At 72.7% G+C, this 26,224-nt stretch carries 25 protein-coding genes; 5 read left to right on the forward strand and 20 right to left on the reverse strand.

Going from position 1 to position 26,224, the window contains the following annotated elements:
* Positions 1-76: 76 nt before the first annotated feature.
* Positions 77-1,057, reverse strand: coding sequence for a 2,3-diaminopropionate biosynthesis protein SbnA (gene sbnA, locus ACXNSR_RS28775; RefSeq protein WP_458643422.1), 981 nt, complete (start codon positions 1,055-1,057; stop codon positions 77-79).
* A gap of 264 nt (positions 1,058-1,321) precedes the next feature.
* On the opposite strand from sbnA, the gene ACXNSR_RS28780 reads away from it, so the two are divergent.
* On the forward strand, positions 1,322-1,969 hold the full coding sequence (locus tag ACXNSR_RS28780) for a response regulator (RefSeq protein ID WP_458638265.1): 648 nt from the start codon (positions 1,322-1,324) through the stop codon (positions 1,967-1,969).
* Positions 1,970-1,995: 26 nt separating this feature from the next.
* Here ACXNSR_RS28780 and ACXNSR_RS28785 read toward each other — a convergent pair whose 3' ends face one another.
* The 7 genes from ACXNSR_RS28785 to ACXNSR_RS28815 form a co-directional block, all read right to left on the reverse strand.
* Positions 1,996-3,144, reverse strand: a complete 1,149-nt coding sequence (locus tag ACXNSR_RS28785) for an acyl-CoA dehydrogenase family protein (protein WP_458638266.1) — start codon at positions 3,142-3,144, stop codon at positions 1,996-1,998.
* Entirely contained in the window at positions 3,141-3,773 is a 633-nt protein-coding gene (locus ACXNSR_RS28790; RefSeq protein ID WP_458638267.1) for a hypothetical protein, read from the reverse strand. Before ACXNSR_RS28790 ends, ACXNSR_RS28785 begins: the two co-directional genes overlap by 4 nt.
* Complete coding sequence (locus tag ACXNSR_RS28795; RefSeq protein WP_458638268.1) at positions 3,770-4,645, reverse strand: hypothetical protein; 876 nt, start codon at positions 4,643-4,645, stop codon at positions 3,770-3,772. The genes ACXNSR_RS28790 and ACXNSR_RS28795 overlap by 4 nt, the downstream gene beginning before the upstream one ends.
* Before the next feature lie 2 nt (positions 4,646-4,647).
* Entirely contained in the window at positions 4,648-4,920 is a 273-nt protein-coding gene (locus tag ACXNSR_RS28800; RefSeq protein ID WP_327737849.1) for a phosphopantetheine-binding protein, read from the reverse strand.
* A gap of 66 nt (positions 4,921-4,986) precedes the next feature.
* Positions 4,987-6,276, reverse strand: a complete 1,290-nt coding sequence (locus tag ACXNSR_RS28805; RefSeq protein ID WP_458638269.1) for a type III PLP-dependent enzyme — start codon at positions 6,274-6,276, stop codon at positions 4,987-4,989.
* Positions 6,273-7,688 carry a preATP grasp domain-containing protein gene (locus tag ACXNSR_RS28810; protein ID WP_458638270.1) on the reverse strand — a complete coding sequence of 472 codons (1,416 nt, stop codon included), beginning with the start codon at positions 7,686-7,688 and terminating at the stop codon, positions 6,273-6,275. Before ACXNSR_RS28810 ends, ACXNSR_RS28805 begins: the two co-directional genes overlap by 4 nt.
* 30 nt (positions 7,689-7,718) lie before the next feature.
* Positions 7,719-8,645 (reverse strand): 3-oxoacyl-[acyl-carrier-protein] synthase III C-terminal domain-containing protein, encoded by a 927-nt coding sequence (locus ACXNSR_RS28815; RefSeq protein ID WP_458638271.1) that lies wholly within the window; start codon positions 8,643-8,645, stop codon positions 7,719-7,721.
* A gap of 457 nt (positions 8,646-9,102) precedes the next feature.
* Between ACXNSR_RS28815 and ACXNSR_RS28820 the strand changes: the two genes are divergently transcribed.
* Positions 9,103-10,146, forward strand: a complete 1,044-nt coding sequence (locus tag ACXNSR_RS28820; RefSeq protein WP_458638272.1) for a hypothetical protein — start codon at positions 9,103-9,105, stop codon at positions 10,144-10,146.
* Between the two features lie 530 nt (positions 10,147-10,676).
* A complete protein-coding gene (locus ACXNSR_RS28825; RefSeq protein ID WP_458638273.1) occupies positions 10,677-11,387 on the forward strand; it encodes an AfsR/SARP family transcriptional regulator in 711 nt (236 codons plus the stop codon).
* Between the two features lie 13 nt (positions 11,388-11,400).
* Here ACXNSR_RS28825 and ACXNSR_RS28830 read toward each other — a convergent pair whose 3' ends face one another.
* From ACXNSR_RS28830 to ACXNSR_RS28880, 11 genes are all read right to left on the reverse strand, one after another.
* The gene (locus tag ACXNSR_RS28830) at positions 11,401-12,114 is read right to left on the reverse strand and encodes a 4'-phosphopantetheinyl transferase family protein (RefSeq protein WP_458638274.1); all 714 of its coding nucleotides are present in this window, start codon (positions 12,112-12,114) and stop codon (positions 11,401-11,403) included.
* Between the two features lie 3 nt (positions 12,115-12,117).
* Positions 12,118-13,071: an ATP-binding cassette domain-containing protein gene (locus ACXNSR_RS28835; protein ID WP_458638275.1), complete on the reverse strand. Its 954-nt coding sequence runs from the start codon at positions 13,069-13,071 to the stop codon at positions 12,118-12,120.
* 4 nt (positions 13,072-13,075) lie between these two features.
* A complete protein-coding gene (locus tag ACXNSR_RS28840; protein ID WP_458638276.1) occupies positions 13,076-13,282 on the reverse strand; it encodes an MbtH family protein in 207 nt (68 codons plus the stop codon).
* A gap of 163 nt (positions 13,283-13,445) precedes the next feature.
* Entirely contained in the window at positions 13,446-15,638 is a 2,193-nt protein-coding gene (locus ACXNSR_RS28845) for an MMPL family transporter (RefSeq protein ID WP_458638277.1), read from the reverse strand.
* A gap of 75 nt (positions 15,639-15,713) precedes the next feature.
* Positions 15,714-17,024 (reverse strand): sensor histidine kinase, encoded by a 1,311-nt coding sequence (locus ACXNSR_RS28850; protein ID WP_458638278.1) that lies wholly within the window; start codon positions 17,022-17,024, stop codon positions 15,714-15,716.
* Positions 17,025-17,181: 157 nt separating this feature from the next.
* Positions 17,182-18,192, reverse strand: a complete 1,011-nt coding sequence (locus ACXNSR_RS28855) for a pyridoxal-phosphate dependent enzyme (protein ID WP_458638279.1) — start codon at positions 18,190-18,192, stop codon at positions 17,182-17,184.
* Positions 18,113-19,138, reverse strand: a complete 1,026-nt coding sequence (locus ACXNSR_RS28860; RefSeq protein ID WP_458638280.1) for a GHMP family kinase ATP-binding protein — start codon at positions 19,136-19,138, stop codon at positions 18,113-18,115. Before ACXNSR_RS28860 ends, ACXNSR_RS28855 begins: the two co-directional genes overlap by 80 nt.
* The gene (locus ACXNSR_RS28865; RefSeq protein WP_458638281.1) at positions 19,135-19,968 is read right to left on the reverse strand and encodes a Rossmann-like domain-containing protein; all 834 of its coding nucleotides are present in this window, start codon (positions 19,966-19,968) and stop codon (positions 19,135-19,137) included. The genes ACXNSR_RS28860 and ACXNSR_RS28865 overlap by 4 nt, the downstream gene beginning before the upstream one ends.
* On the reverse strand, positions 19,965-20,807 hold the full coding sequence (locus tag ACXNSR_RS28870; RefSeq protein WP_458638282.1) for an ABC transporter ATP-binding protein: 843 nt from the start codon (positions 20,805-20,807) through the stop codon (positions 19,965-19,967). The genes ACXNSR_RS28865 and ACXNSR_RS28870 overlap by 4 nt, the downstream gene beginning before the upstream one ends.
* The gene (locus ACXNSR_RS28875; protein WP_458638283.1) at positions 20,804-21,934 is read right to left on the reverse strand and encodes a FecCD family ABC transporter permease; all 1,131 of its coding nucleotides are present in this window, start codon (positions 21,932-21,934) and stop codon (positions 20,804-20,806) included. The genes ACXNSR_RS28870 and ACXNSR_RS28875 overlap by 4 nt, the downstream gene beginning before the upstream one ends.
* Positions 21,924-22,952, reverse strand: coding sequence for an ABC transporter substrate-binding protein (locus tag ACXNSR_RS28880; protein WP_458638284.1), 1,029 nt, complete (start codon positions 22,950-22,952; stop codon positions 21,924-21,926). Before ACXNSR_RS28880 ends, ACXNSR_RS28875 begins: the two co-directional genes overlap by 11 nt.
* 159 nt (positions 22,953-23,111) lie before the next feature.
* On the opposite strand from ACXNSR_RS28880, the gene ACXNSR_RS28885 reads away from it, so the two are divergent.
* The gene (locus ACXNSR_RS28885) at positions 23,112-24,377 is read left to right on the forward strand and encodes an MFS transporter (protein WP_458638285.1); all 1,266 of its coding nucleotides are present in this window, start codon (positions 23,112-23,114) and stop codon (positions 24,375-24,377) included.
* 2 nt (positions 24,378-24,379) lie between these two features.
* Here the strand turns inward: ACXNSR_RS28885 and ACXNSR_RS28890 are convergent, their stop codons facing one another.
* Positions 24,380-25,165 (reverse strand): VOC family protein, encoded by a 786-nt coding sequence (locus tag ACXNSR_RS28890; protein ID WP_458638286.1) that lies wholly within the window; start codon positions 25,163-25,165, stop codon positions 24,380-24,382.
* 176 nt (positions 25,166-25,341) lie between these two features.
* Between ACXNSR_RS28890 and ACXNSR_RS28895 the strand changes: the two genes are divergently transcribed.
* Positions 25,342-26,187 (forward strand): sulfurtransferase, encoded by an 846-nt coding sequence (locus ACXNSR_RS28895; RefSeq protein WP_458638287.1) that lies wholly within the window; start codon positions 25,342-25,344, stop codon positions 26,185-26,187.
* Positions 26,188-26,224: the final 37 nt, after the last annotated feature.

Raw genomic sequence — 26,224 nt, forward strand, 5'->3', positions numbered from 1 at the left:
GGACGCCCGCCCGGTGGCGCAGGACGTGCGGTGCGGAGGGGCCGGGGCCCGGCGGGGCCGCGGCCGGAGGCGGGTTTCAGAGGCGCTCGGCCGACACCGCCTCCTGGAGGACGCCGGGGCCGTAGAGGTCGCTCACCCACTGGTCCTGGTAGACGGTGTCCAGGTAGCGTTCGCCCAGGTCGGGGGCGATGGCCACGGCCGAGACATCCGCTGCGACGGGGTGTTCGGCGAGCCATGCGGTGGCTCCGCTGACGACGGTCCCGGTGGAGCCGCCGAAGAGGAAGCCGCGTCGGGCCAGCTGCCGGCAGGACCGGATGGTGTCGATCTCCGGAACGATGACCACGTCGTCCACGTAGGACTCGTCGAGCAGTTGCGGCCGTACGCCCGTGCCGAGACCGGGGATCATCCGGGGCTGTGACGGCCCGCCGAAGGTGACCGATCCGACGGCGTCGATCGCGACGATCCGAACGGAAGGCTTGTGTTCCCGCAGGTAGCGGGCACAGCCCATGAGCGTCCCGGTGGTGCCGGCGCCGACGAAGAGGATGCCGAGATCGGGGAACGCCTTGAGGATCTCCGGGCCGGTCAACTGGTAGTGCGCCATCCAGTTGTTCGGGTTCGCGTACTGGTTGAGCCACACGGAGTTGCTCGTTCCCGCGCACAGTTCACGGACCCGCTGGATACGGGCCCCGAGCAGGCCGTCGACCGGATGCGGCTCGGTGACCACGTGCACCTCGCTGCCGAGCAGCTGCATGAGCTGGCGCGCGGCGAGGGTGCAGCGGGAGTCGGTGACGCAGATGAAGCGGTAACCCCGGCTGCAGGCGACGATGCTCAGCGCCACGCCCAGGTTCCCCGAGGAGCTTTCCACGATGGTCGAGCCCGGGCGGAGTTCTCCCGAGCGTTCCGCGGCGGAGACCATCGCATGGGCTGCTTTGAGCTTGATTGAGCCGGCGAAATTGAATCCCTCGCACTTCAGGATCAAACGTTCGCCGACAACGGATTCAAGGTCGACGTAGAGGTCGTCGGCATTGAATTCATGCGGGGCAGATATGACTTGAATGGGACACTCTCCACGTCGATGTGTCCGGCGGAGGTGGTGAACCAGGCCGGCTCGCCTGCTGCTGAGATGTCTTCATCGGCCATGAGTGGTCAAATGCCCTTTCGGCGTCGGACTCCGAAATCTTGCCAAACGCCGCTGACATTCGGTTGACCAGGCGCTGACCGCTCGATGCGCCTTGCCCGTGGCAACCGGGCATTGCTAGCTTGTGGCCGGGGGCCCGCCCCGACCGGGTCTGGGCCGACGGGGATCAGTGGGGGATACGACATGCGTCTGGTACTCGCAGAGGACCAGTTCCTGCTCCGCGAAGGACTGACGCGGCTATTGGAGCTGAACGAATTCGAGATCGTGGCCGCCGTCGGTACCGGTCCCGAACTCACCAAGGCGCTCGCCGAACACGAGCCGGACGTCGCGCTCGTCGATATCCGGATGCCTCCCACGCACACCGACGAGGGACTGCGCGCCGTCCTCGAGGCCCGGCGCCGGCGGCCCGGCCAGCCCTCCCTCCTGCTGTCGCAGTACGTCGACCAGCTCTACGCGCAGGAGCTCCTCGCCGACGGTGCGGGCGGGGTCGGCTACCTGCTCAAGGACAGGGTCTTCAACAGCGCCCAGTTCATCGAGGCACTGCATCAGGTCGCCGCGGGCGGAACGGTCATGGACCCGGACGTGGTGTCCCGGATGATGAGCCACAACTCCCAGGACCAGCAGATCTCCCGGCTGACCGACCGTGAGCGCGAGGTGCTCGGGTACATGGCCGAAGGCCGGTCCAACGCGGCCGTGGCGGCCGCGATGGTGATCACGGAGAAGGCGGTGGCCAAGCACGTCAACAGCATCCTGGCCAAGCTGGACCTGCCGCCGTCGAAGGACGACAACCGCCGGGTCATGGCCGTGCTGACGTACCTCAACAGGGTCTGAACACCCGCGGGGAGCCCCTGAGGCGTTCATGCGCCGACCCTCCCGGACCTCAGCCCCTGGAACAGGTTGAGGTGCTGGATGTTGCGGGTCCCCTCCATGAACTCGACGCCCCGTGCGTCCCGGACCAGCTTGTCCAGGAGCGGATGGGCCGGCCGGGCCGCGGGGCCGAGCAGGTCGCAGGCCGCCAGCGTCGTCTCCTCCGCCAGCGCGCAGGCCCGGGCCTTAGCGGCGGAGGCGAGGTACCCGTCCCCGGTCGCGTCCACGACCGCCGCCGCCCGGTGCACCAGCGCCCGGGTGGCGTCGATCCGCCGGCCCAGCACCTCGATGAGGTCCCGGTCCTCGCCGCGCGCCCCGGCGTAGTGCTCCCGTACGTACGCGTGGGCCGCGCTCGCGATGCCCACGGCGAGCGCCGCGACCGAGGGCCGCAGCGCGTTGAACACCTGGACGGACGCCCAGATGCCGCGCCGCGTGGGCGACAGGTGCCGGCCGAGGACACGGTCGCGGGCGACCGGTGCCCCGTCCAGGGTGACGGCTGCGATCTGGGCGCCGCGGATCCCCAGGCTGTCCAGGGGCTCGGCATGGTAGCCCCCGGCCTCCGTGTCCAGCAGGACGGCCGTCACCCCGAGCGGGCCGGGCCGGGTCCGGGCGAACACGGCGGCGTACCGGGCGCGGGCGGCGTTGCCGACGTACCGCTTCGCACCGGTCAGCCGCAGCTCTCCGTCCTCCTCGCGCAGGGCGGTGCCGAGCGCGGAGGCGTCCGATCCCCGTTCGGGCTCGGTCAGCGCGAAGCAGGTCCAGGTCGGGGCGGCGGCCATCCGGCCGAAGAACCACTCCTGCTGCTCCTCGTCGCCGAGCTTCGCGACCAGGACACCCGACATGGACGGCCCCGGCGCGGCCAGGGTCATGCCGATGTCACCGGCGGCGAACTCCTCCAGGACCACGGCCCGTTCCAGGCCGTTCGTGCCGTCGAACCGGTACGGGCCCACGGTCGGCGGGTCCGTCGCGAAGGCGGCGGGCACCCCGAAGGTGCTCAGGCAGCGCACTCCCGGCAGATCGAGGTAGTCCTTGATCAGCTCGGGATCCCGGTCCAGCTCCAGCGCGGCCGCGCGGAAGTCCTCCGCCCACTCGCGTGCCTGCCCGCGCAGGGCGGTCAGCCGGTCGTCCAGTACGCTCACCTGTCCTCCTTCGCGGGACGGTGGATGTCGGCCAGCAGCTCGGAGACCTCGGCCACCGCTCCCGGCCCGTCCGCGAGGTAGCCGCGGGCGCCGAGCAGGCGCAGCAGCGACCGCCCGTTGCGGGTGATCCGGCCGTGCACGCTCCGCAGGAACGGCCCCTGCACCGGGGCGCCGGAGTCCAGCAGCGCGGACAGCTCCAGCTGGTCCGCGAGCGCCTCCGCCAGCTGCCCCTTGACCATCTGCTGCATCAGGACGGTGCTCTCGCCGCTGGGCCGGGCGGCGAGGTGCTCGACGCACGCGTCGCGCAGGCCCTCCGCCACCCCGAGCCGGAGCCGCAGCAGATCCGTCCCGTCGACGGAGCCGCCCCCGTCGGCAGGGGCGGGCGGCCGCTCGGCGACGACCACGACCGGGCCGCCGGGGAGCCGGTAGCGGCGCAGGACGGTGCGGCCCGCCGCCCACTCCTCGGGAAGCAGGGCGAACCCGGAGGTCCCGCGGGGTGCCGGGCCGGGGCCCTGCCCGCCCAGGAGCAGCCGCAGGGCCGGCGCGAGGCCCTCCCTGCGCGCCACGTCCTGGAGGGAAGGGGTCGACGGGGCGGCGACGGACACCGCTCCGCGGTCCGTCGCCGTCATGCGGCCGCCACCGGATCGACCCTGCAGGCCGACAGGTCCCCCAGGACCGGGTCGTACTCGACGAGCAGCGACGCGCCCCCGCCGGCCGACGGCAGCCGCTCGGCGAGCGCGCCGAACACGGACGTGCACGGGTAGCCCTCCGGCGCCCGCCGTACCGGCCTCGGCGCCGCCGGCAGCTCCCAGGCCGGATCGATCCCGGGACCCGCCACCACGTCGGCGGTGCCCTCCGGGTCGAGTTCCCGGATCAGCGCGGCCAGCCGCCCGGGCACCTCCTGCGGGCTCAGCCCGCAGGCCTGGCGCACCCGGCAGTCGTCCCCGGAGGCCTCCAGGACCAGGGCCACCGCGCCGTCCCCGGCCAGGCCGCGCGGGCCCGAACGTGGTACGTCGTACGGCATGACGTGCTGGTCGAAGGCGAGCACCAGCACCCGCCGGAACCCGTACCGGCGGGCGTAGCTCCGGGCGAGCACCAGGGTGCTGAACGGGGCCGTCGGCCCCTGGTCGGCGACCGCGAGGAGCAGTGGCCGGCCGGGCAGCCGTTCCGTCAGCGTGGGCGCGGTCAGCACGGTCGGCAGGAGGTCCGGTGTGGAGTAGGCGAGGATCACGAGGTCGGTCTCGGGCTGCTCGCCCAGTTCGGCGAGCAGCGCGGCGCCCATGTCCTCGAAGGTGTTGCCCACCGCGGTGTCGAGGAGGTCCTCGTGGAGGACCACCCCGGCGTGCGCGGTGTGACTGGGGAAGTACCGCCGCTCGGCGTCCTGGCCGAGCGCGGTGGTTCCGGTGCCGAAGGTCCGGTGGACGGCCCGGGTCACCGCGAGCCCCGCGAGGGGGGCCGGCCGGGACCCGGTGCCGGCCGGCGGCACTGCTGCGAGGGACATGATCAGCGGCCGAGCTCGGCGGTGATGAAGTCGGCGAGCGACTGCACCGTGGCGAAGTGGCTCATCTCGAGCTCGTCGGTGTCGAACTCCCCGTCGAGCAGCTCCTCCAGACGCAGCAGCAGGTCGAGCACGCCGGTCGAGTCCAGGCCCAGGGTCTCGAAGAGCTTCGTGTCGGGGGCGAGGTCGCCCAGGTCGCGCTGGAGGACGGCCCCGAGGGCCTCGGTGATCGCGTTGATGACCTGCGGGCCGGCCGTGGTCTCGATGATCTCGGTCATGTGGATAGCGCCCTTTCGCGGCGTCGGTGCGGTGTTCGGGTACTGCGGCAGGAGGTACGGGGACGCTCAGTGATCGGCCCGGGTCGGGTCGATCAGGTGCTGCTTGGCCAGCAGGTCCTCGGCGCTGTCGGCCTCGCGCACCAGGTGCGCACGGCCGCCGTCGACGAGGACCTCGGCCGGATAGCCGTGGCTCAGGAAGTTCACGGGCGAAGCGGTCGGCCCGTACGCACCCGAACGCTCGACGCCGATCAGGTCGCCCTCGCGCAGCGGCGGGAGGTCGACCTTCTTGCCCAGCGTGTCGTTGGGCGTGCACAGGGGACCGGTGATGTTCCAGACCTCCGTGGCGGGCTCGTCGTAGCGGTTGAGCACCCGGATGGGGAAGTTGCGCTTGACGAAGGAGCCGATGCCCACGGCGGCCATGTGGTGGTTGGTGCCGCCGTCCGCGACCGCGAAGTTCTCGCCGAGCGAGGTCTTGGTGTAGCGCACGCGGGTCACGTACGTCCCGCTCTCCGCCACCAGGTAGCGGCCCAGCTCCATGACCAGCCGGGTCTGCGGGTGGCTCTGCGCGAAGGCGTCCAGGACCGGGTTGACGGCTTCCGCCAGCACCCCGAGGTCCAGGTCGCGCTCACCCTCGAAGTAGGAGACGCCCAGGCCTCCGCCGACGTCGACCATGTCCAGGGCGAAGGCATGGTGGTCCGCGATGCGCGTGGCCAGTTCGAGGATGCGGCGGGTGTTCTCCACGATCGCGTCCTCGCTGAGGATGCGTGTGCCCATGTACGCCTGCACGCCCATCAGCCGGACGTGTTCGAACTGCTTGCCGAGCGGTCCGGCGGCGAACAGCTGGGCCTCGTCGATACCGAACTGGCGCGGCTTGCCGCCCATGGTGAGGCCGGATCCCTTGACCGCGAAGCTGGGGTTGACGCGCAGTGCCACCGGGGCCACCACATCGAGCTCCGCGGCGAGTTCCTCGATCAGGTCCAGCTCGGGGAGCGACTCGCAGATGATCGCGTAGATGCCCTGGGTGAGGCACTCCGTCAGCTCCGCACGGCTCTTGCCCGGACCGAGGAACATGATGTCGCGGGGCTGTACGCCGGCCTTGCGGGCGGTGAGCAGCTCGGCCATCGAGGAGACCTCCGCCCGGGCGCCGTGCGCGTGGAGCAGCGCGCAGACCGAGACGTTGGGGTTGGACTTGAGCGAGAAGAAGATCTCCAGGCGCGGGTGCAGCAGTTCCCCGAGGGCGGTGATCCGGGAACGCAGGGCCTCGCCGTCGTAGAGGTACAGGGGCGTGCCGAACTCGGCCGCGAGGTCGGTGATCCCGAGGCCCTGTACCCGGAACTCCGTTGACTCGAACGTCATTTCTGACCTTTCCATGAGGGCCGCGCGGTGTCCTGGACCCGGGAGGCGTCGAGCGCGCCGCCCGGTCCGAGCCGCTCCGTGACGGCCGCGTCCAGCGCGGCGAGCTGCTCCGCCGAGTCGCCCGTGATCAGGCCGTAGAGACGGCCGTTGAACGGGCTTCCGGAGGCCGCGCCGGCGTTGACGGTGGCGTAGTTGTTGACGACCAGCCCGCTGCCGCCCGGGCGGTCCAGCAGGAGACCGGCGAGCACCTGCCGCAGGGCGTCGAAGGGCAGCTCCCGGTCGAGGACCAGGGAGTAGTGGCGGGCGAGGGCCAGCTGGCCCTCACCGAGCAGCTGCTCCTGCAGCCGGGCCTGGTACGTCGACATGTTGTTGCGGGCGTTGATCTCGATGACGGGGTACACCCCGCCGTCGGGGTCGAGCATGGCGTCCACGCCGACCACGCCGAAGAAGCCGTCGTCGGCGAGCCGGCGGCCGAGGAGGCCGGCGGTCCGGTCGATCACCTCGTGCTGCTCCGCCGTCAGGCGCGGCGGGAAGCGGTGCCCCTTGTGGACGCCGCCCTCGGTGATGGCCTCCTTGACGAAGTCGAGGCGCACGGCACCCTCGCGGGCGATGGTGAACTGGAAGTTCAGGTCGGTGACCTTGGCCACCTTCTCCTCCAGGACGAAGGCGATGCTCTCCGAGCCCGACTTCCGCGCCGCGTTCGCGACCAGCCGCTCCAGCCGCTCCAGCCGCCGGGTGCTCTGGATCTCCGCGATGCCCTTGCCGGAGACGCCGAAGGCCTCCTTGACGAGGATCGTGGTGCCCGCGTCGAGCAGTTCGGCCGCGGCGGCTACGGCGGTGCGCAGTTCGTCGAGGGTCTCGCAGGCCCAGCCGCGCGGCTGGCGCAGTCCCAGCTCGTCGGCCACGCGGCGGCTGTAGACCTTGCTGTTGACCGACTTGCACAGCTCGGCGGAGGGCGCGGCGAGGGCGATGCCCGCCTTCCCGGCGAGGTCCTCCTCCCACTCCGAGACGCCGTGCGGGGACAGCAGGGCGCCCTGTGCGCCGAGTTCGGCCAGGACGGCCAGCAGCCGGGAGTCGGCCAGGGCGTCCTGGGTGACGGTGTTCCCGGGGTCCTGGCCGCGCACCACGTGGACGGCGGGCAGGCCGAGGCCCAGCTCGCGCAGGTAGGCCAGGTAGCCGGGGTCGGGCTCGGTCTTCAGGACGACGTGGTCGTCGACGTCGCCGAGCAGCAGCGCGAACTCGTCCATCCGGTTGACCACGGCGGTGTTGCCCGCGGAGGAGATCCGGGGCAGCCCGGTCTCGCCACGGGCCCACTGCTCCTCGACCTCGAAGTTGCCGAGGAAGACCAGGGAGCCCGAAGGGCTGCCGGCCACCGCGCTCTTCAGCCGCCGGTTGAATTCCGTGCCGGTCACCGCAGGCCTCTCTCTCGCTGTGCGTTCACGTCAGTGCTCCACGACCATCGCGGCGAAGCTCGCTCCGAGCCCGACCGAGACCATGAGGTAGCGGTCGCCGGGGCTCAGCCGGCCGAGTTCGGTCGCGGTCGCGTAGTTGATGAAGGGGTCCGCGCCGAAGCAGTGCCCGGTCTGCGGGATGTTGTCCAGGAACATGCGCTCCACCGGTACGCCGAGCCGGTCGCTGAGCCTGACCCAGGCGATCCGGTTGACGTTGTGGGGGAGCACCAGGCTGATGTCATCGGCCGTGAGCGAGGCCTGGTCCAGCGCGCTGCCCACGACCTCCATGAGGACGTCGGCGTACATCTCCCGGAAGCGGACGAAGGCCTCGTCGGGCATGATCAGGCCGGGGTCGCCCACCGACACGGTCCGCGTGGCGAAGCCCAGGACCCGGTCGCTGGTGCCGTGGGCGGAGACCAGCACGGCCGCGGTTCCCTCGCCGGTGATGCCCATGCCGCCGAGGACCTGGGAGACCTCGCCGTGCGCCTTCTCGCCGACGAGGACCAGCGCCAGCGCGTCGGGGTCCTCGTCCGCCAGCAGCATGCCCGCCACGTCGACGGCGAGCAGGCCCGAGGCGCAGGCCTGTTCGGTCAGGGCGAAGGTCCTGGCGTGGCGCAGGCCGGCCTCGCGGCGCACTTCGTGCAGCGGGCTCAGCGGGTAGGGCGAGGTGAACCGCTGCGTCCGGGCCCGGAGCACGTAGCGGACCCGGTCCTCCTGGCCCGGCAGCAGGGCCAGCTTCCGGACGGCGGCCAGCAGGCTCTCCGTCTCGGACTCCGTGTCGTCCCAGCAGATCTCCGACAGGCCGAAGCCCCGGCCGTAGCGGCGCAGTTCGGTATCGGTCAGGCCCAGGGCCTCCTGGCGGCTCGTGATGGAAACCTGGGTGGGCCAGTGGGCTGATACTTCGGTCAGCGAGGTCACGGCTGGCCGGCTCCTCTCAGCGCAGTCATGGAAGAACAGGTCGGCGCGGAGCGCTGAATGCGGACCGCCGTTGTTCCGACCGGCCGGGCGTTCCCCGTGCGCACCTGATCCCCCGGCCTTGCGCTCCAGGGGACGCTGATCAAGTTAGTGGGCCGAATTGACACGCTGCTGACCGAGCGCTGACGGGAATCGACCGGAGGGGATCAGATCGGTTTCCCGTGGGCGCCTGCGGCATCGCCACGGGATGTTCACACGAACTCCCCTACTGACAACGGGAGATGGTCGGCTACTCTGCGACAGCTCTCCGCATGGCGCAGCCCGGGTCCGTGTGCACTCCGCGATTCCGGGGCGGCCCTTCATGGGCGGGTGTGCCGGCCGGTCGCCATACGATCGGCCCTCGCCGCAGCCGTGCCATAGCGCCGGAGCGCATTCCAATTCTCAAAGGTGAGGAAAACGCATGTCCCAGGAGAGCCTGCTCTTTCTCAGCCGGCCGGCCGTACTCGCCTGCCTGGACAAGCTGGACCCGGTCGAGGTCGCCGCGGACGTCCTGCGGATCCAGGCCGCAGGGCGTACCGAGATCCCGGCCGAGGGCTACCTGCCCTGGACCAACAGTGACGGGGCCTACAGCCGCGCCATCGCGATGCTGGGCGCCCTGCACCGGGAGGAGGGCCCGGTCTACGGCATGAAGCTCATCAACGCCGCGGTGAACAACCCCTCCAAGGGGATGGAGCGGGCCGGCGGGCTGAGCTTCGTCTTCGATCCCGAGACCGCCCGGCCCAAGCTGATCGCGGAGGCCGGCTACCTGAGCGCGGTCCGTACCGCCGCATACACGATGGTCAGCCTGCGGGCGGTCGGGCCGCAGCACTGGGACGGCATCACGCTCATCGGTACGGGAGCCCTGGCCCGCGCGCACCTGGACCTGCTCGTCGGTGCCTTCCCGGACGTGCGCAGGGTGGTCGTCTTCGACCTGTCCGCCGACCGCGCGGCGGAGCTGGTCTCCTGGTCGGGCGAGAAGCATCCGCAGCTCACGGTGACGGTGGCGGCCACGGCGGCCGAGGCCATCAGCGCCACGCCCGTCACGGTCACGCTGACCACGAGCAGCGAACCGTACCTGCCCGCCTCCCTGTTCGCCCCGGGGAGCTTCGTCGCGCACGTCTCCCTCGGCGACCTGACGGAGGAGGTCTTCCTCGGGGCGCAGGCCGTCTACGGGGACGACCTCGACCTGATCGAGGAGAACCCGCGGCGGATCCTGGGCAGCCTGCTCCAGGAGGGGAAGGTGACCCGGCCGGGCACGCAGGGGGCTCCGGCGCGCGGGGCGGGCCGGTCCGTCGAGGGCACACTGGGCCAGGTGCTGCTCGGTCGGGTTCCGGCCATCCGTCCGACGACCGGCTATGTGGTGAGCAACCCGTTCGGCATGTCGATCCTGGACGTCGGGCTGATCGACGCGGTCCACCGCACGGCGCTGGAACTGGGCGTCGGCCAGCGGCTCGACCTGCTGTGATGCAGCCGGGGGCGCCCGGTTCCGGGTGCCCCCCGGGGCCGGCCGGTCCGCACGGCGGGGGAACTGCCCGCACCCTCGGCTGTTTTCGGCCAATGAGGGTGTGAATTCAAGCAAGGTGCTTGTTTGTTCAATTGCGGAAGTCGCGCGCGTGCGCGGCGTGTTAGGTTGCAGCCGAGGAAATTGAGGTTTGGGAACCGGAACGGACATATCGCGACTGGCCAGGCGCGATGAAGTCCGGCGGCAGTTCCCGGCGCGAGCGGTGTCCGGGGGGACTTCTTGCGCACGGCCTTGCGGTTCCGCGCACCTCGCAGCAGCATCTGCCCTTCCACGAATCCCTCGGATTCCCGCCGGACCTTGCCCCAGGTGAGTTCCGGAATGGGGAACAAAGGTCGACCATTTAGTGTTCGAAGCTCTTGGGACGGGGACCAGTGATAACTTACCGACCGGTAGATGTGCGACTTTCGATACAGGTGCTCGGATCGACGCAGGTCACGGTGGGGAACCATACGCGTAGCCTGGGGGCGAATCGCGTGCGAACACTCCTGGCGGTTCTGGCATTCACCCCGGGAGAGGCCGTATCGGTCGACCTCCTGATGGAGGAGCTGGCCACCGACCAGGACTCCAAGAACCCGAAGAACGCGCTCCAGGCCAACATGCGCCGGCTCCGGACCTCCCTGGAGGACATGACCGGCGTGCCCGGCAACCTGCTGGTGCGGACCTCGGCCAACAGTTACCTCCTCGACCTCCCCCGGGACGCCGTCGACGCGCACCGGTTCGACGAGCTGGCCACCCGCGGCTCCGCACTCCTGCACGACTCGCCCCACGAGGCGGCGCAGCTCCTGGACGAGGCGCTGCGCCTCTGGCGCGGTCAGGCGCTCGCCGACGTCGCGGGCGGACTCACCTGCATCGCCCACGCCAACCGGCTCGCCGGGCGCCGGCTCGGCGCGCTGGAGGACTTCTACGAGGCGAGGCTCAGCATCGGCCGGGAGGCCGCGGTCGTCAGCGCACTGGAGCAGCTCGCCTGTGAGCACCCCGAACGGGAGCGGATGTCCGAGCTGCTGATGCTCGCGCTCTACCGCGTCGGCCGCCAGGGCGATGCGCTGGCCGTCTTCCAGCGGGTGCGCGCCTGGCTGAACACCGAACTGGGCCTGGAACCCAGGAAGAGGATGCGGCGGATCCAGGAGGCCATCCTCATGCAGGACCCGGCGATCGACGCCGGCATGGTCTTCGCCGACCGGTAACCGGTACGGGGCATCAGGGCACGTCCAGCGGATCGTCGAGGTGCCGCTCGTCCAGGTCGATGGGCCCGGGGGTCTCGACGGCGAGGGCCGCCGCGTACCCGGGGCCCGGCCGCAGGTCGGACATGGCGATGTCCGGCGGAACGAAGCCGGCTTCCCACCGAGTCAGTTCCGCCGGGCGGTCCGGCCCGGACACGGTGATGCCGCGCAAGGGGGCGGAAAGCCCCCGGCCGACGGCCTTGAGGACCGCCTCCTTGCGCGTCCAGTACACGTGGTAGGCCGCAGACCTGTCCGCCGGCGGCACGGCCTCCAGAGCACGCAGCTCCGGGGCGGACAGCACGCGCGGCGCCAGCCGTCCGATCCGCCGGGGGGCGATCCGTTCCACGTCGACCCCCGGCTCGGCGTGCTCGGCGAGGGCCAGGACCACGCGTCCGCCGGAGTGGGAGAGCGAGAACTTCACGGCCGCGCCGGGTACCCGCGGCTTCCCGTGCGGGCCGCCGCAGTACCGGCACCGCCGGTCGAACCGGACGAGGTCCGGGGCGGTGCCGGTGGCGCGGCCCATCGCGGTCCGGACCAGCGCCCGCGCCGTGGCGAACCGCGCCCGGTCGGAGGGCTCCGCGAACTGCTCGTACCGGGCACGCTCCTCGGCCGACATGAGCCCGCGGATCTCGGCCCGGTCGAGCGCGGGCGCCCACAGGACGAGGCACGCGACCGCTGCCCGCTCCGGCATGCGCTACGCCGCCCGCTGGCCGGTCAGCGTAAGGAACACCTCGTCCAGCGAGGGCCGCCGCTGGGCGAAGTCGGACACCGGGATCCCCGCCCGGTGCAGCGCGGCCGCGGCACCGGCGATGCCGGCCAGGCCGTCCTTCAGCCGGATGCCGAGGACACCCTTGTGGTCGTCCCGGGTCAGCTCACCGACCCGCGCCCCCTCCAGGGCGGTCAGCGCCGCGGGCATGTCGGCGGGATCGGCGACCGTGATCTCCAGACGCTCCTCGCCGACCCTGCGCTTGAGTTCGTCGGCGGAACCCTCGGCGACCACGGTTCCCTGGTCGATCACCGCGATGCGGTCGGCGAGTTCGTCGGCCTCTTCGAGGTACTGCGTGGTCAGCAGTACCGTGACGCCCTCGGTCACGAGCTCCCGTACGACGGCCCAGAGGTCCAGGCGGCTCTTCGGATCCAGACCGGTCGTCGGCTCGTCCAGGAAGATGACCTCCGGGCTGCCCACCAGGGTGCTGGCCAGGTCCAGCCTGCGCCGCATGCCGCCCGAGTACTCGCGCAGCGGTTTGCTTCCCGCGTCGCTCAGGTGGAACCGGGACAGCATCTCCTCGGCCCGGGCGCGGGCGGCCGGGGCGCCCAGGTGGAGCAGCCGGCCGAGCAGGACCAGGTTCTCCCGCCCGGACAGTTCCTCGTCCACGGCGGCGTACTGGCCCGAGAGCCCGATCCTCCGGCGCACCTCGCGGGGGCTCTTCGACACGTCGAAGCCGCACACCGTGGCCCGTCCGCCGTCGAGCCGCAGCAGCGTGCTGAGGATGCGGACGGTCGTCGTCTTGCCCGCTCCGTTGGGCCCGAGGAGCCCGAGCACGGTGCCCGCGGGGACGTGCAGGTCGATCCCCTTGAGGACCTGGTGGTCCTTGTAGTCCTTGCGGAGGCCCTCGGCCTCGATCGCCGCCGGCGCGTGAGCCGCCACGGGATCAGGCTCCGTGCTCGACGAGGCTCAGCGGGCGGAGGTCGGTCCAGTGCTCCTCCACGTAGCGCACGGCGTCCTCGCGGGCGACGTCGCTCAGCACCTGGCGCCAGCCCGCGGGGACCTCGGCGAAGGAGGGCCACAGGCTGTGCTGGTTCTCGTCGTTGACCAGCACGTGGAAGGTGCCTTCAGGATCGTCGAAAGGGTTGCTCATCTACGTTCGTCCTGTCTGTTCGTCATGGTCAACTTCCTTGACCACTATGCTTGATGGGCACTGACGAGAAGCTGACGGGCGGCTGATCGCAGGTGCGGGGCGGGGACCCGACGGTCCCCGCCCCGCCCCGCACGGCCGGGCCGGTCGTCCAGCCGCGTCCGGGTCAGACGCGGGCCCCCTCCTCGAGCATCTCCTCGGAGCGCTGCGGCCTGGGCAGCCGGCTGGAGGGACCGGTGCGCGACGGCCACCAGTTGGCCCGGCCGAGGAGGGTCATCGCGGCGGGCAGGACGTAGATCCGGATGACCGTCGCGTCGATGACGATCGCCACCGCCAGACCGATGCCGATCTGCTTCATCTCGATGAAGGTCAGCGTGCCGAAGGTGGCGAACACCGCGACCATGACCGCCGCGGCCCCGGTCACGACGCCGGCCGTGCGGGTGATCCCGTCGACGACCGCGTTCTTCGTGGTCATCCCGGCGACCACGCTCTCCCGGATCCGGCTGACCACGAAGACGTGGTAGTCGAGCGAGAGCCCGGAAAGGATCACGAACAGCAGGATCGGCACCCAGGACACGACGTGCCCGGTCGACGTGAAGTCCAGCAGGTCCTCGGCCCAGTTCCGCTGGAAGACCAGGCAGAGGAAGCCGAACGAGGCGGCGACGGACAGCAGGTTCAGCACCACGGTGGTCATGGCCACGACCACCGAACGGAAGGCGAGCAGGATGATCAGGAAGGTCAGTGCGAACACGCCCCCCATCACCAGCGGCAGCCGGCTGTTGAGGTTGGACGTGTAGTCCATGTCCTCGGCCTGCGCACCGCCCACGGCGTACTCGACGCCCGTCAGGCCCCGCAGGGCGTCCGGTACGAGGCCGGTGCGCAGGCGGGTGACGGAGTCACGGGCGGCGTCGGTGCCGGCTGCGGTCGGGGTGCCGGCTTCCAGGACCGCGCCGCGGCCGTCCTCGGAGAAGCGGATCCGGGGCGGGCTGTCCTTGGCGAACAGCGGGTCCTGCTGGATGGACTCGGACAGCCGGGTCAGCCGGGTGCGCAGCTGGTCGCTCTCGCCGGCCGGGACCCGTACGGCGACGGTGTCGGTGTTCGCGGTGGAGGGGAACGCGTCGACCAGGCGGTCGTAGGTCTGCATGGTGCTCAGCGAGCGCGGGAAGTCGTCGACCTGCGTGGCCTTCAGGTTCATGCCCAGGGCGGGCAGGGCCAGGGCCACCAGCGCGCCGACGGCGACCAGGAGGGCGGCCAGCGGGTGCTGGGTGGCGGGGCGGAGCAGGAAGCCCCAGACGCGGGGGGTGCCGTTGCGCTGCGAGAGCCGCCACACGAGCGGGACGCGGGGGCGGTCGACGGCGCGGCCGAGCTTGACCAGCAGGGCGGGCAGGACGGTGACCGCGGATACCATCGCGACGGCGACCACGATGATCGCACCGGTGGCCATGGAGGCCAGCATCACGTCACCGGAGAGGTAGAGGCCCGCGGCGGAGACGATCACCGCGATCCCGGAGACCATCACGGAGTGGCCGGAGGTGGCGGCCGCGATGCTGACCGCGGACGCCGGGTTGTATCCGTTGGCGCACTCCTCGCGGTAGCGGCGCAGGTAGAAGAGGCAGTAGTCGACGCCGACCGCGAGGCCCATCAGGACGATGACGTCCGCCACCATGCCCGGGTCCGGCACGAGCTGGGAGGCCAGGGCCCACAGTCCCATCGTCGAGGCGACGGCCATCAGGCCGAGCAGTACCGGAACACCGGCCATCACGATCGCGCCGAAGATGAGGAGCAGGATCGCCAGGGTCACGGGGACGCTGATCGTGGTCGCCTTCTGGACGTCCTTGGCGAGCCAGTTCTGGAAGTCGTGCTTGATGGAGGCGTCACCGGCCTCCTCGATCAGGAGGTCGGGGTGCTGCTTCTGGGCGTCGGCGGTGGCCGTCAGGAGCGGGGTCACCCGGTCCGCGGCGGTGTCGGCGTCGCCCTTCATCGCGACCTGGAGCAGCAGTACCCGGCCGTCCGGCGAGCCGATCGGGTCGCTCACCGAGGCGACCTCGGGGAGGGCCGCCAGCCGCTGGCGCAGCTCGGTGGCGGCGGCGGTCTGCGCGTCGGCCGCCTGGCCGGCGCGGCTGCCGATCAGGATGTTCTCCGCGGCGGGGTGCCGCAGTCCGTTCTCCTCGACGAGCCGGGCGGCTTCGGCGGACTGGCCGACCAGCAGGTCCTGGTTGGTGGCTTCCTTGGTCTCGACGACGGTGCCGACGGAGAAGGCGCCCACGACCATGACGAGCCAGAGGAAGATGGCCGTCCACGGGTGTGTCGCGCCCCAGCGTCCCATCCGGGAGGCGAAGTGACGATTGCTGACCGGCATGTCGAGATGTCCTTCGATCGGTGGTAAGAGCGGCGTGCGCATGTTCTTTCCTGGAGCTGGGGCTGGAGCCGGTGGTCAGTTGGCCGGAGCGTCGGCCGCGGAATCACTGAGGAGGTCGCAGGCGATCTCGAAGGCGATCGAAGTGGGCCCGCCCAGCGGGCTGGTGACCACGAGGAGGCCGTCGAAGGCGGCCAGCCTGCGCTCGACCCCGGACAGACCGGAGCCGCCCCGGGTGTCGGCGCCGCCGACACCGTCGTCGTGGACGGCGACGCGCAGGCTGTGGTCCGAGTAGCGGATGTCGACGGTGGCCTCGGAGGCCTTGGAGTGCTTGGTCACGTTGCTGAGCAGTTCGGCGACGGCGAAGTACGCGGCGGACTCCACCGGAGCCTGCAGCCGGCCGGGAACCGAGCCGGTGACGTGGATCCGCATCGGGAGTTCGAGGGCCAGCGTGCGGACGGCGTCCACGAGGCCCCGGTCGGCGAGGAGCGGCGGGTGCACGCCGTGGACCAGGTCGCGCAGTTCGTTCAGGGCCTTGGTCGAGTTCTCCTTGGCCTCGGCGAGGAGGGCGCGTACGGCCTCGGGGTTCCGCTCGACCAGGGACTCGGCGGCGGAGAGGGTCATGCCCAGGGCCACCAGACGCACCTGGGCACCGTCGTGCAGGTCCCGCTCGATCCGGCGCAGCTCGGTGGCGTTCATGTCCATGGCGTCGGAACGGGTGCTGGCCAGGTGCTCGACGCGGTCGCTCAGCGCGGCGCGGGTGGACCCCAGCATCAGCCGCACCCAGCGGCCGTGCAGCGGCAGCATCAGGCGGGGCAGCAGGGCCAGTCCGGCCGCGATCTCCACGAGGCCGAGGGCGGCCGCCAGGATCGCCGTGCCCTGGCTGTCCACGGGGATGAACGTGAACCACACGCTGTTCCAGGACTCCGGCAGGCCGTCCCACACGAACGGGAGGCTCAGGCCCCAGAGCCCGCCCAGTACGGCCGCTGCGGGAAGCAGCGCCAGCAGGGGGCCGACCAGCGGGTTGACCAGGGTCCAGAGCAGGTCCCGCCAGGTGGCGCTGTCACCGAGCATCCGGTGGGCCCGCTTCCACACCGGACCGGGCGCGCCGGCCGGCTCGGGGAGGTACGAGGCCTCCACCCGGACGCCGGACCATTCCCCGGCCAGCCTGCGCTGGGTCCGGGCGTCCTTGCGGACCGCGTTCAGCGCACCCGGCAGGAGGGGGATCCCGATGCCGACGAAGCAGAGGCAGACGACGAGCGAGACCCACAGGAGCAACAGCCCCTCGTAGACCGCCAGTCCCGTCAGGGCCACGCCCCGCAGGATCATCGCCGCGGAACCGCCGAGGTTGCGGCCCGTCTTCTCGATCTCGCCCGTACGTGCACTCATGTCCTGCCTCACTTCGCGCTTGCCGCCGTTTCGCTGTGCACTCAGCATGGCGATCATCCGAACGGATCTCAGGGGTGCTAGTACCCCTGTTGCCGATCGGCCCGGCGGCGCGCCCGGCAGGCGGCCTGCCCGCCGGCCCCGGCCGCGGGCCCGGCTCTCAGCCGTGGGCCGGCCGTGTGTCCGGGGCGCGGTTCCAGTCCATCCGGGACCAGGGGAGGGCGAGTTCGGTCCGGTCCGTGACCTGGCGCGGGGTCAGGGAGTCGACGGCGGCCGCCTCGCGGTGGCGGGCGTACACGCCGTCCACGTACCGGTGGCCGGTGTCTGCGGCGATGAAGAGGACCGTACGTTCCGGGGCCCGGGACCGCTCCCAGCGGGCCGCGAGGTAGCCGGCCCCGGTGGACAGGCCGGCGAAGACCGCGTGCCGCCGCAACAGGTCGACGCTGCCGGCCAGCGCGGCGTCGAAGGAGATCCAGTGGAGCGTGTCGTAGGACGCGTGGCTGACGTTCCCGAAGGGGATGGAGCTGCCGATCCCGGCGATGATGATCTCGGGGTCGGCGACGTGCCCGGCGCCGAAGGTGACACTGCCGAAGGGCTGCACGCCGACGAGTTGCACATCGGGGGAGTCCTCCCTGAGGTAGCGGGCGAGGGCCCCCGTGGAGGCGCCCGACCCGACGCCGCCGACCAGGGTCAGGGCGTCCCCGCCGGTCGACCGCGAGATCCGCTCGGCCACCGCCCGGTAGCCCAGGTAGTGGATGTCGTCGTGGTACTGCCGCATCCAGTGGTAGTCGGGGTGCTCCGCGAGGATCTCGTGGACGCGCTCGACCCGCCGCTTCTGGTCCAGCTTCAGGTCCTCGCAGGGCTCCATCCGCTCCAGCGTCGCGCCGAGCACGGCCAGTTGGGCGCACAGCGTGCCGTCGACGGTCGTCGAGCCCACGATGTGGCAGCGCATCCCGTGGCGGTGGCAGGCCAGCGCGAGGGCGTACGCGTAGATCCCGCTGGAGCTGTCCAGCAGGGTGTCCCCGCGCCGCACCGCCCCCGTGTCGAGCAGGTGGCGGACGGCGGCCAGGGCGGAGACGACCTTCATCGTCTCAAAGCGCAGGCAGACGAGCCGGTCGTCGAGGCGTATCAGGTCGGGCCGGCCGATGGCCTCCGCGATGTGCTGGTCCACTCGGGAACTCCTTGGTCGTCGGAACGGGCGGGAAGGTCGTGAAGACGCGGGTCGCGGCGATGCCGTTGCTCTCCAGGGCCCGTACGCAGCTGCGCACCCGGTGGCGCAGGCCCGCGGCCGCCGGGTCGAGGAGCAGACCGGCCACCGCACCGCTGTGGGCGATCTGGACCCCCAGGGCACCGAGCCGCCGGCCGATGCCGGTGAGCGTGTCGAACTCCGGGTGGCACAGGAGCTGTTGGCCCCGCCGCGCGCTGGCGCTCGCGACGTGGCCCAGCAGGGCCGCGTCGCCCGTGGCCACGGCCCGCCGCAGCAGGGAGCGCAGCCGCTCGAAGGCGCGCACGTCGGCCTCGTCGTACGTACGGACCGGCAGGGCGAGGGTGTCGACGGGCGCGCCCCCGCCCAGGGCGCAGCCCACGACGACCAGCGGCGGCAGCCGGGGGCCGAGGACCTCCAGCACCCGCCCCTCGCGCTGGGCGAAGAGCGCCGGGCGGCCGTCGAGCATCAGCGGGTCGCTGGCCAGTTCGGCGCGCACCGCCAGCCGGGCCACGGTGGCGGGCGCCAGCCGCACCCCGTAGGAGTCCGCGACCGCGCGCACGACGGCGATGACATCACTGGTGGAGCTGCCCATGCCGAGGCCCACCGGGATGTCTCCGGTGATCCGCAACTCCCCTCCGCAGGGCGGCTCCCGGCGCCGCGGCGCGCATTCGGCGACGGTGAGGGCCGCCGCGCGGGCGGCCTTCGTACGGTCGCCCGGCAGGACGGTGAGCCGCTCCGGCGGGGTGCCGGGCAGCCGGGTGAACTCGGCCCGGCTGCCCATGCCGGTCATCGGCAGGGTGACCAGGCCGGCGCACCGGCGCCCGGCGGCGTCGAGGAAGACGCCCTGGAGGATCTCGCCGTGGTGGCAGGCGGCGTGCCCGGCGCCGCGGCGGGCGGCGGGCGCGATCACGGCCGTCCCGCCGTCCGGTAGCGGTACAGGGTCGTCGGGTCGGCGCTGAACTGGGAGAAGGGGAAGGGCTCCGCGGACAGGGCGGTCACCCCGGAGCCGAGGAAGGCCCGGGCCACCGCGGCGCCGCTCTGTGCGTAGACGACCAGCGGGACGCCCCGGGTGCGGCAGCGGTCGAGGACGGTGTCGAAGGAGCCGTTGCCGAGGGTCATGCCGGTGGCGACGACGACGTCGGCACGCTCCAGCACTTCGTGCATGTCGGTGGTGACGGGATCGCCCCACTGGGTGGTCTCGAGGTTGAAGTCGCACGGCAGGGGTACGCCGCCCCGTTCACGGATCGCCGCGACCAGCGGGTTCACCACGCCGATGAGGCCGACCCGGGCGCCCGCGCCGATGTCCAGCAGCCCGGCGACGGCCGCGTCGCGGGCCCGGGCGCGGACTTCGGGGGTGCCCGCGGGCAGGACGAGCGGCTCCGCCCCGGCGTCTCGGTGCGGGAGCCGCTCGGCCAGGTACGCGTCGAGGGCGGCGATCCGCAGCGGGCGCGGGGCCTCGCGCAGCAGGACGTCGAGCGGGGCGCCCGAGGAGTCGCGGCAGATCGCCGGGTCGATCTCACCGGCCTCGAAGGCGCAGCCGCCGAAGGATCCGCCCAGGCGCACCAGGACGTACTGGTTGAGGTAGGTGGTGGTGCCGCCGGCCAGCCGGGTGCCGTGGTGGATCCAGAACACGCTGGTCGCCGTGAGTTCGTGGGGCAGCGGGCCGTGTTCACCGGCCAGTACGTCCGCGATGAGGGCGTCGACGGTCGGTGCGGGGGCGGTGGTCGGGTGGCTCGTCATGACGTTCCTTGTCGGAGTACGGGAAGAGACGCGGGTACGGATTCGGGTTCGGACTCGGGTGCGGGCGGGGCGGCGCGCAGGGGGCCGCGGTAGGACACCGAGGGCCGCCCCAGGGAGTCGGTGGCCAGTTCGGCGTCGACCTCGAAGATCCGGGCGAGGTGCTCGGCGGTGAGGACGGCGGCGGGGGCGCCGGAGGCGATCAGGCGGCCCCGGTCCATGAGCAGCAGCCGGTCGCAGTGGCGGGCGGCCAGGGTGAGGTCGTGCAGGGCGACCAGGACCGTCTGCGCGGTGCCGGCGAGCAGTTCCATCAGCTCCAGCTGGTGCTTGACGTCCAGGTGGTTGGTGGGCTCGTCGAGGAGCAGGGCGTACGGCTGCTGGGCGAGCGCGCGGGCGATGTGGGCGCGCTGCCGCTCGCCGCCCGACAGGCCCTTCCAGGAGCGCCCGGCGAGCGCGGTGAGGCCGACGCGGTCCAGCGCGGCCGCGACGACCGCCCGGTCGGTGGCGTCCGGTCCGCGCGGGCCGTCGCGGAAGGGGGTCCGGCCCAGCCCCACGACGTCGACGACGCGCAGGTCGGTGCCGGGTCCGGAGTCCTGTTCCACGAAGGCGGTCCGGCGGGCGATCCGGCGTGCGCTCCAGTCGTGGATCGACCGGCCGTCGTAGCGCACCGTGCCCGCGTCGGGCACGCGCAGCCCGGCCAGGCAGCGCAGCAGCGAGGACTTGCCGGAGCCGTTGGGGCCGAGCAGTCCGACCGTCTCGCCCGGCGCGATGTCCAGGTCGACCCCGCGGACGACGGGCGTGCCCGAGGCCGACCAGCTCAGGCCTTCGGCGGTGATCCTCACAGCTCACCCCGCCTGCGCAGGACGAGGAGGAAGAGCGGTACGCCGAGCAGCGCGGTGATCACGCCGACCGGTATCTCGCGCGGCGCGAAGGCGACCCGTGCCAGGGCGTCGGTCCACACCAGGAACACCGCGCCCGCGAGCGCCGCGTGGGGGAGCAGCACCCGGTGCAGCGGACCGGCCAGCAGGCGCACCCCGTGCGGGACGATCAGCCCGACGAACCCGATGGCGCCGACGGTGGCCACCGCCACCGAGGTCAGCACGGCCGTCACCACGAGCAGCAGCATCCGGGTGCGCCGTACGCCGATCCCCAGCGAGGCGGCGGTGTCCGCGCCGAACGCGAGGCCGTCGAGGGCGTTCGCGCACAGCCAGGCGGCCGCGAGCCCCAGCGGGGTGACGAGCGCGCAGACCACGACGGCGTCCCAGCGGGCCGGGGCCATCGAGCCCAGCAGCCAGTGCGTGAGGGCGCGCGTGGTGTCGGCGTCGGCCGAGGCCATCAGGGCGAGCGAGGTCAGGGCGGTGAAGAGCTGCCCGACGACCACGCCGGTGAGGACGATGCGGACCGAGTCCAGGCCCGTCCGGTGCAGCAGTGCCAGCAACAGGCCGAAGGAGAGCAGGGCGCCGACGAGGGCCCCGCCGGTGATCCCGAGGGTTCCGGCGGCCTGCCCGGACAGGGGCAGGACGGCCACGGCCACCGCCCCGGCCGAGGCCCCCGAGGACACGCCGAGCAGGTACGGGTCGGCCAGCGCGTTGCGGGTGACGGCCTGCAGCACGGTGCCGCAGACCGCCAGCGAGGCGCCGACCAGGGCCGCCATCAGGACCCGTGGCAGCCGCAGGTCCCAGACCAGCGAGTCCAGCAGCGGCGGCAGCGGCTCGGTGGCCAGGCCCAGCCGGGTCCCGAGCACCCGGCCGAGGTCGGTCCACCCCACGTCGGCGCTGCCGATCCGGGTGCTCGCCGCCACCGAGGCGACGAGGACGAGGACCCCGGCGGGGAACAGCGCCGCCCGGGCCGGTCCGCCGGTCCGCGCGGCCCGCCCGGCCCGCGGTGCCGGGGGCGGCTCGCTCACCCGGAGCTCGCGGGCCGCCGGCAGCAGCAGGTCCACCGCCGCGGCCGCCGGGTCAGCGGGCATGTCCGAGGTCCTTCATCCCCGCCGCCAGCAGCCCCAGGGCGTGCACGGAGCGTACGGAGGGGTCCAGTTCGATGCCCGGCACCTCGATGATCCTGTTCTCGCGGACCGCCGCCAGCTCGGAGACCACCGGTTCCGCGGCCATCGTGGCGCGCTTCTCGGTGGCGCTGTCGCCGGGCCGGCCGCGCTCGCCGAGATCGCCGATCACGATGAAGTCCGGGTCGCGCCGGGCGACTTCCTCCCAGGAGACCTCCGGCCAGTCCTCGGCCACGTCGTCGAAGGCGTTCTTCGCGCCGACGATCCGGCTCATCTCGCTGGGCAGACCGGTCCGCCCGGCGACGTAGGGCATGCCGTTGAAGACCGAGTACAGGAAGACGACGGTGGGCTGCTTCCCGCCCGGGGCGGTGGCCCCGGAAGCGCTCTCGCCGGCCCGGGCGACGGCGGCACGCTGCTCCCGGGCGAGCCGGGCGGCCCGTTCCTCGCTGCCGAAGGCCTTGCCGAGCTGTTCGTAGTCGGAGAAGAGCAGTTCGAAGGGGGTCTTCCCGGCCTCGTTCTGCTGCGGGCAGTCCACCGCGCTGACGAAGGTGGGGACCCCGAGGGCGGCCAGTTCCTCGCGGGTGCCGGCGCGGTCCTTCGTATAGAGGTCGGAGGAGCCGGCCACCACGAAGTCGGCTGCGGCCGCGCGCAGTTGCTCGCCGGTGGCGATCTTGGGTGCGATGACCGGGACCTTGGCGTAGGCAGCCCGGTACTGCTCGGGGATCTTCGTCTTGAGGTTGGCCGTCCCGGCCATCCGGTCCTGGAGCCCCAGTTCCAGCAGGGTTTCGGTCGAGGTCTGGTCCAGGGCGACGGCGCGCTGCGGGGGCCGGTCGAGGGAGAGCCGTCGCCCGCAGCTGTCGAGTGCCGCCGTCCGGGCGGCGGGTTCGCCCTTCGGTGCGCGGTCGCCGGTGGTGGTCGAGCAGCCCGTGGTGGCGAGGGTCAGGGCGAGTGCGAGGGGGATGCCGATCCGGGCGCGGTGGCGCATGGGTTCTCCGGTCTGGGAGGGCGTGGGTGTGGTCGTGCACCGGGCAGGAGTGCCGCGTTCGAAGGGTACTGTAATGGTTATCGTTTTCATTAACACCCCCGGGTCGGGCATTGCCGAACCGCGATCCGCGACCCGCCGACGAACGAGGAGCACTCCACCGTGGCGACCACACCCGCGCCCGCGACGCCCACGACCGGCCCGCCGCCCGCGCGTTCCGTCCTGCGCGACACCGCCTTCCTGCGCCTGTGGGCGGGCACCACCGCCTCCGGACTCGCGACCTGGGCGCTGCCCTTCGTCCTGGGGCTCGCCGTCCTGCACCGCGAACTCGGCGCGGCCGGCCTGGGCCTGGTCCTCGCGGCCCGCACCGCCGGCTTCCTCGCCGCCGTCGCCGTCGGCGGGGTGCTGGCCGACCGTCACTCGCGCCGGGCCGTCGTGCTGTGGTCCGCCCTCGCGGCCGCGTCCGCCGCCCCGCTCCTCGCCCTCGGACTCGGCCGCTCGCTGCTGGTGATGACGCTGGCCGCCGCCCTCGCGGGCGCGGGCCAGGGAGCCTGCCGCCCCGCCTTCCAGGCCCTCACCGCCGAGACCGTCGCCGCAGGCAGCAGGCAGCAGGCCAACGCCGCCATGACCGTGGCGGTACGGACCTCCACGCTCGCGGGCCCCACCCTGACGGCGCTGCTGGCGGCGTTCACCGACGTCGGGACGCTGCTGCTGGGGATCGGCCTGCTCTGGCTGGTCGCCGCCCTCCTGCCCGGCCGCGGCGCCCCGGCCGCCTCCGCCGGATCGGCGGCCCCCGTTCCGCGGGCGTCCCTGCGCGCCGAGTTCGTCGACGGCATACGCGAGGCCCGCCGCCACCCCTGGTTCCTCGCCGGACTCGGCGCCCTGACCGCCGTGATAGCGCTGGGCTACTCCGCCACCGGCGTGGCCCTGCCCCTCATCAGCCGCGACCGCTACGGCACCGGGTGGGTCATGGCCGCGGCCATGACCGCCTACACCGTGGGCGCGCTCGGCGGGGCCCTGGTCACCGCTCGCCGACGGCCCCGCTCCCAGGGCTGGAGCGCCTTCGCCGGCCTGGCCCTGTACGGCTTCGCGCCGCTGAGCCTCATGCTGCCGGTCCATCCGGCCGTCGTGATCGCGGCCTACGCCGTGGCCGGTATCGGCATCGAGCTGTTCAACGTGCCCTGGTTCACCGCCACCCAGCGCGAGGTCGCCCCGGACAAGCTCGCCCGCGTCTCCTCGCTGGACTTCCTCCTGTCCTACGGCCTCGCCCCGGTGGGCCTCGCCCTGATCGCCCCGGCCATCGCCGCCTTCGGCGTCACCCCGGTTCTCGCCGTGTGCGCCGCGGCCTGTTTCCTCGTTCCCGCCGCGGCCGCTCTCGTACCCACCGCCCGGCACTTCGGGCGGACTCCGGAGTCCGGGGAGCGCTGACCTCAGCGCGACGGGTGCACCAGGGCGAAGACCGCGCCCTCCGGGTCCGCGACCGTGGCCTGTCGCCCGCGCGGGCCCTCACGGGGCGGGTCGACGACGCGCCCGCCGAGCTCGACGACCCGCGCCGCCGCCGCATCGGTGTCCGCCACCTCGAAGTACGCCATCCAGTGCGGCCCCCGGTCGTGCGGCAGCGAGCGGCCGACCCCGTGCACGGCGGCCACCGGGTGCCCCTCCAGGTGCAGGGTCAGGTAGTCGAAGTCGTCGGAGGCCGCGGCGTGCGTCTGGGCCTCGTGGCCGAAGACGTGCTCGTAGAACTTCCCGACCGTGGAGGTGTCCTGGGTGACCAGCTCGTTCCACACGGGGGTGCCCGGCCCGCGGTACGGCCGGGTGCCCATGCGGCTCTGCGCCTGCCACAGCCCGAAGATGGCGCCCAGCGGGTCGGAGCAGATCGCCACCCGCCCCGCGATGCCGGCATCCAGCGGACCCACCGCGACCGTGCCGCCGCAGGCACGGACCGACTCGGCCGTCGCGTCCGCGTCGTCCGTGGCGAGGTACGTCGTCCAGGCCACCGGAAGATGCCGGTCCGGCGGCATCTCGCCGATCCCGGCCACCTCGTGGCCGTCCAGCACCGCGCGGACGTACGGGCCGAGCTGCTCGGGGCCCGGCTCGTACTCCCAGCCGAACAGGTCGGCGTAGAAGTCCTCGGTGGTCCCGAGCCCGTGCACCATGAGACTCACCCAGCACGGGGTGCCGGGCGTGCGCCGGGTTGCTTCCGCTGCCTCGGTCATGTCAGCCGTCTCCTCCGTCGTGGCGCTTACCGGTGCTGATGCTTCCACTCCCGGCGACCCGGCGCGCCCCGACCGGGCCGCATAAATGCGGCCCGGCGCGGAGTTGACCGGATCGGTTCGGCCCTCGGATGACGGGCCTGTTACGCCGGTGCCGGCCGGGGAGGAAGATGACCGGCATGACTGCGAAATCTACGATCCTCGCCGCCGCCGAACTGAGGAACGAGCTGGCGGGCCCCCGCCCGCCGGTGCTGCTGGACGTCCGCTGGCAGCTCGGCGGCCCCGACCAGCGGCCCGCCTACGAGGCAGGACACCTGCCCGGAGCGGTGTACGTCGACCTCGACCGCGAACTGGCAGGTCCGCCCGGGGCGGGCGGCCGCCATCCGCTGCCGGACCCGGAGGCCTTCGGGGAGGCCATGAGGCGGGCGGGCGTCCGGGCGGACGAACCCGTCGTTGTGTACGACGGCGGGCTGGGCTGGGCGGCGGCCCGGGCATGGTGGTTGCTGCGCTGGACGGGTCACCCGAACGTGCGGGTCCTGGACGGCGGCTTGCCCGCCTGGACGGCCGCCGGGGGTGCGGTGACGGCCGATCGGGTGACTCCCGTGGAGGGCGATTTCAAGCCAACCCCGGGTGCGGTCGGGGTGCTGGACGCGGACGCCGCGGCCCTGCGCGCGCGGGCGGGGGTCCTGCTGGACGCGCGTGCGGGGGAGCGCTACCGGGGCGAGGTCGAGCCGATCGACCCGGTCGCCGGCCACATCCCGGGCGCGCTGTCGGCCCCGACCACGGAGAACGTGGGTCCGGACGGGCGGTTCCTGCCGGCGGACGCCCTGCGCGCCCGGTTCGAGGGGCTCGGCGCGTCCGAGGGGACGGCGGTGGGCGTGTACTGCGGCTCGGGGGTCTCCGGGGCGCATGAGGTACTGGCCCTGGAGGTGGCCGGTATCGAGTCCGACCTCTACGCGGGCAGTTGGTCCGAGTGGTCCGGCGACCCGGCCCGCCCGGTGGCCACGGGCCCGGACCCCCAGTAGGCCGACCGGCGCTGCCGCCGGGCCGGACCCGGCGGCG

This window comes from Streptomyces sp. NC-S4 (assembly GCF_054353315.1).

What these genes read in the sequence shown, in the direction of transcription:
- ACXNSR_RS28780 (WP_458638265.1), top strand. Translation starts at nt 1,322, where the DNA reads ATGCGTCTGGTACTCGCAGAGGACCAGTTCCTGCTCCGCGAAGGACTG.
- ACXNSR_RS28790 (WP_458638267.1), bottom strand. Translation starts at nt 3,773, where the DNA reads ATGACGGCGACGGACCGCGGAGCGGTGTCCGTCGCCGCCCCGTCGACC.
- ACXNSR_RS28795 (WP_458638268.1), bottom strand. Translation starts at nt 4,645, where the DNA reads ATGTCCCTCGCAGCAGTGCCGCCGGCCGGCACCGGGTCCCGGCCGGCC.
- ACXNSR_RS28800 (WP_327737849.1), bottom strand. Translation starts at nt 4,920, where the DNA reads ATGACCGAGATCATCGAGACCACGGCCGGCCCGCAGGTCATCAACGCG.
- ACXNSR_RS28805 (WP_458638269.1), bottom strand. Translation starts at nt 6,276, where the DNA reads ATGACGTTCGAGTCAACGGAGTTCCGGGTACAGGGCCTCGGGATCACC.
- ACXNSR_RS28820 (WP_458638272.1), top strand. Translation starts at nt 9,103, where the DNA reads ATGTCCCAGGAGAGCCTGCTCTTTCTCAGCCGGCCGGCCGTACTCGCC.
- ACXNSR_RS28830 (WP_458638274.1), bottom strand. Translation starts at nt 12,114, where the DNA reads ATGCCGGAGCGGGCAGCGGTCGCGTGCCTCGTCCTGTGGGCGCCCGCG.
- ACXNSR_RS28840 (WP_458638276.1), bottom strand. Translation starts at nt 13,282, where the DNA reads ATGAGCAACCCTTTCGACGATCCTGAAGGCACCTTCCACGTGCTGGTC.
- ACXNSR_RS28845 (WP_458638277.1), bottom strand. Translation starts at nt 15,638, where the DNA reads ATGCCGGTCAGCAATCGTCACTTCGCCTCCCGGATGGGACGCTGGGGC.
- ACXNSR_RS28850 (WP_458638278.1), bottom strand. Translation starts at nt 17,024, where the DNA reads ATGAGTGCACGTACGGGCGAGATCGAGAAGACGGGCCGCAACCTCGGC.
- ACXNSR_RS28865 (WP_458638281.1), bottom strand. Translation starts at nt 19,968, where the DNA reads ATGACGAGCCACCCGACCACCGCCCCCGCACCGACCGTCGACGCCCTC.
- ACXNSR_RS28875 (WP_458638283.1), bottom strand. Translation starts at nt 21,934, where the DNA reads ATGCCCGCTGACCCGGCGGCCGCGGCGGTGGACCTGCTGCTGCCGGCG.
- ACXNSR_RS28880 (WP_458638284.1), bottom strand. Translation starts at nt 22,952, where the DNA reads ATGCGCCACCGCGCCCGGATCGGCATCCCCCTCGCACTCGCCCTGACC.
- ACXNSR_RS28890 (WP_458638286.1), bottom strand. Translation starts at nt 25,165, where the DNA reads ATGACCGAGGCAGCGGAAGCAACCCGGCGCACGCCCGGCACCCCGTGC.
- ACXNSR_RS28895 (WP_458638287.1), top strand. Translation starts at nt 25,342, where the DNA reads ATGACTGCGAAATCTACGATCCTCGCCGCCGCCGAACTGAGGAACGAG.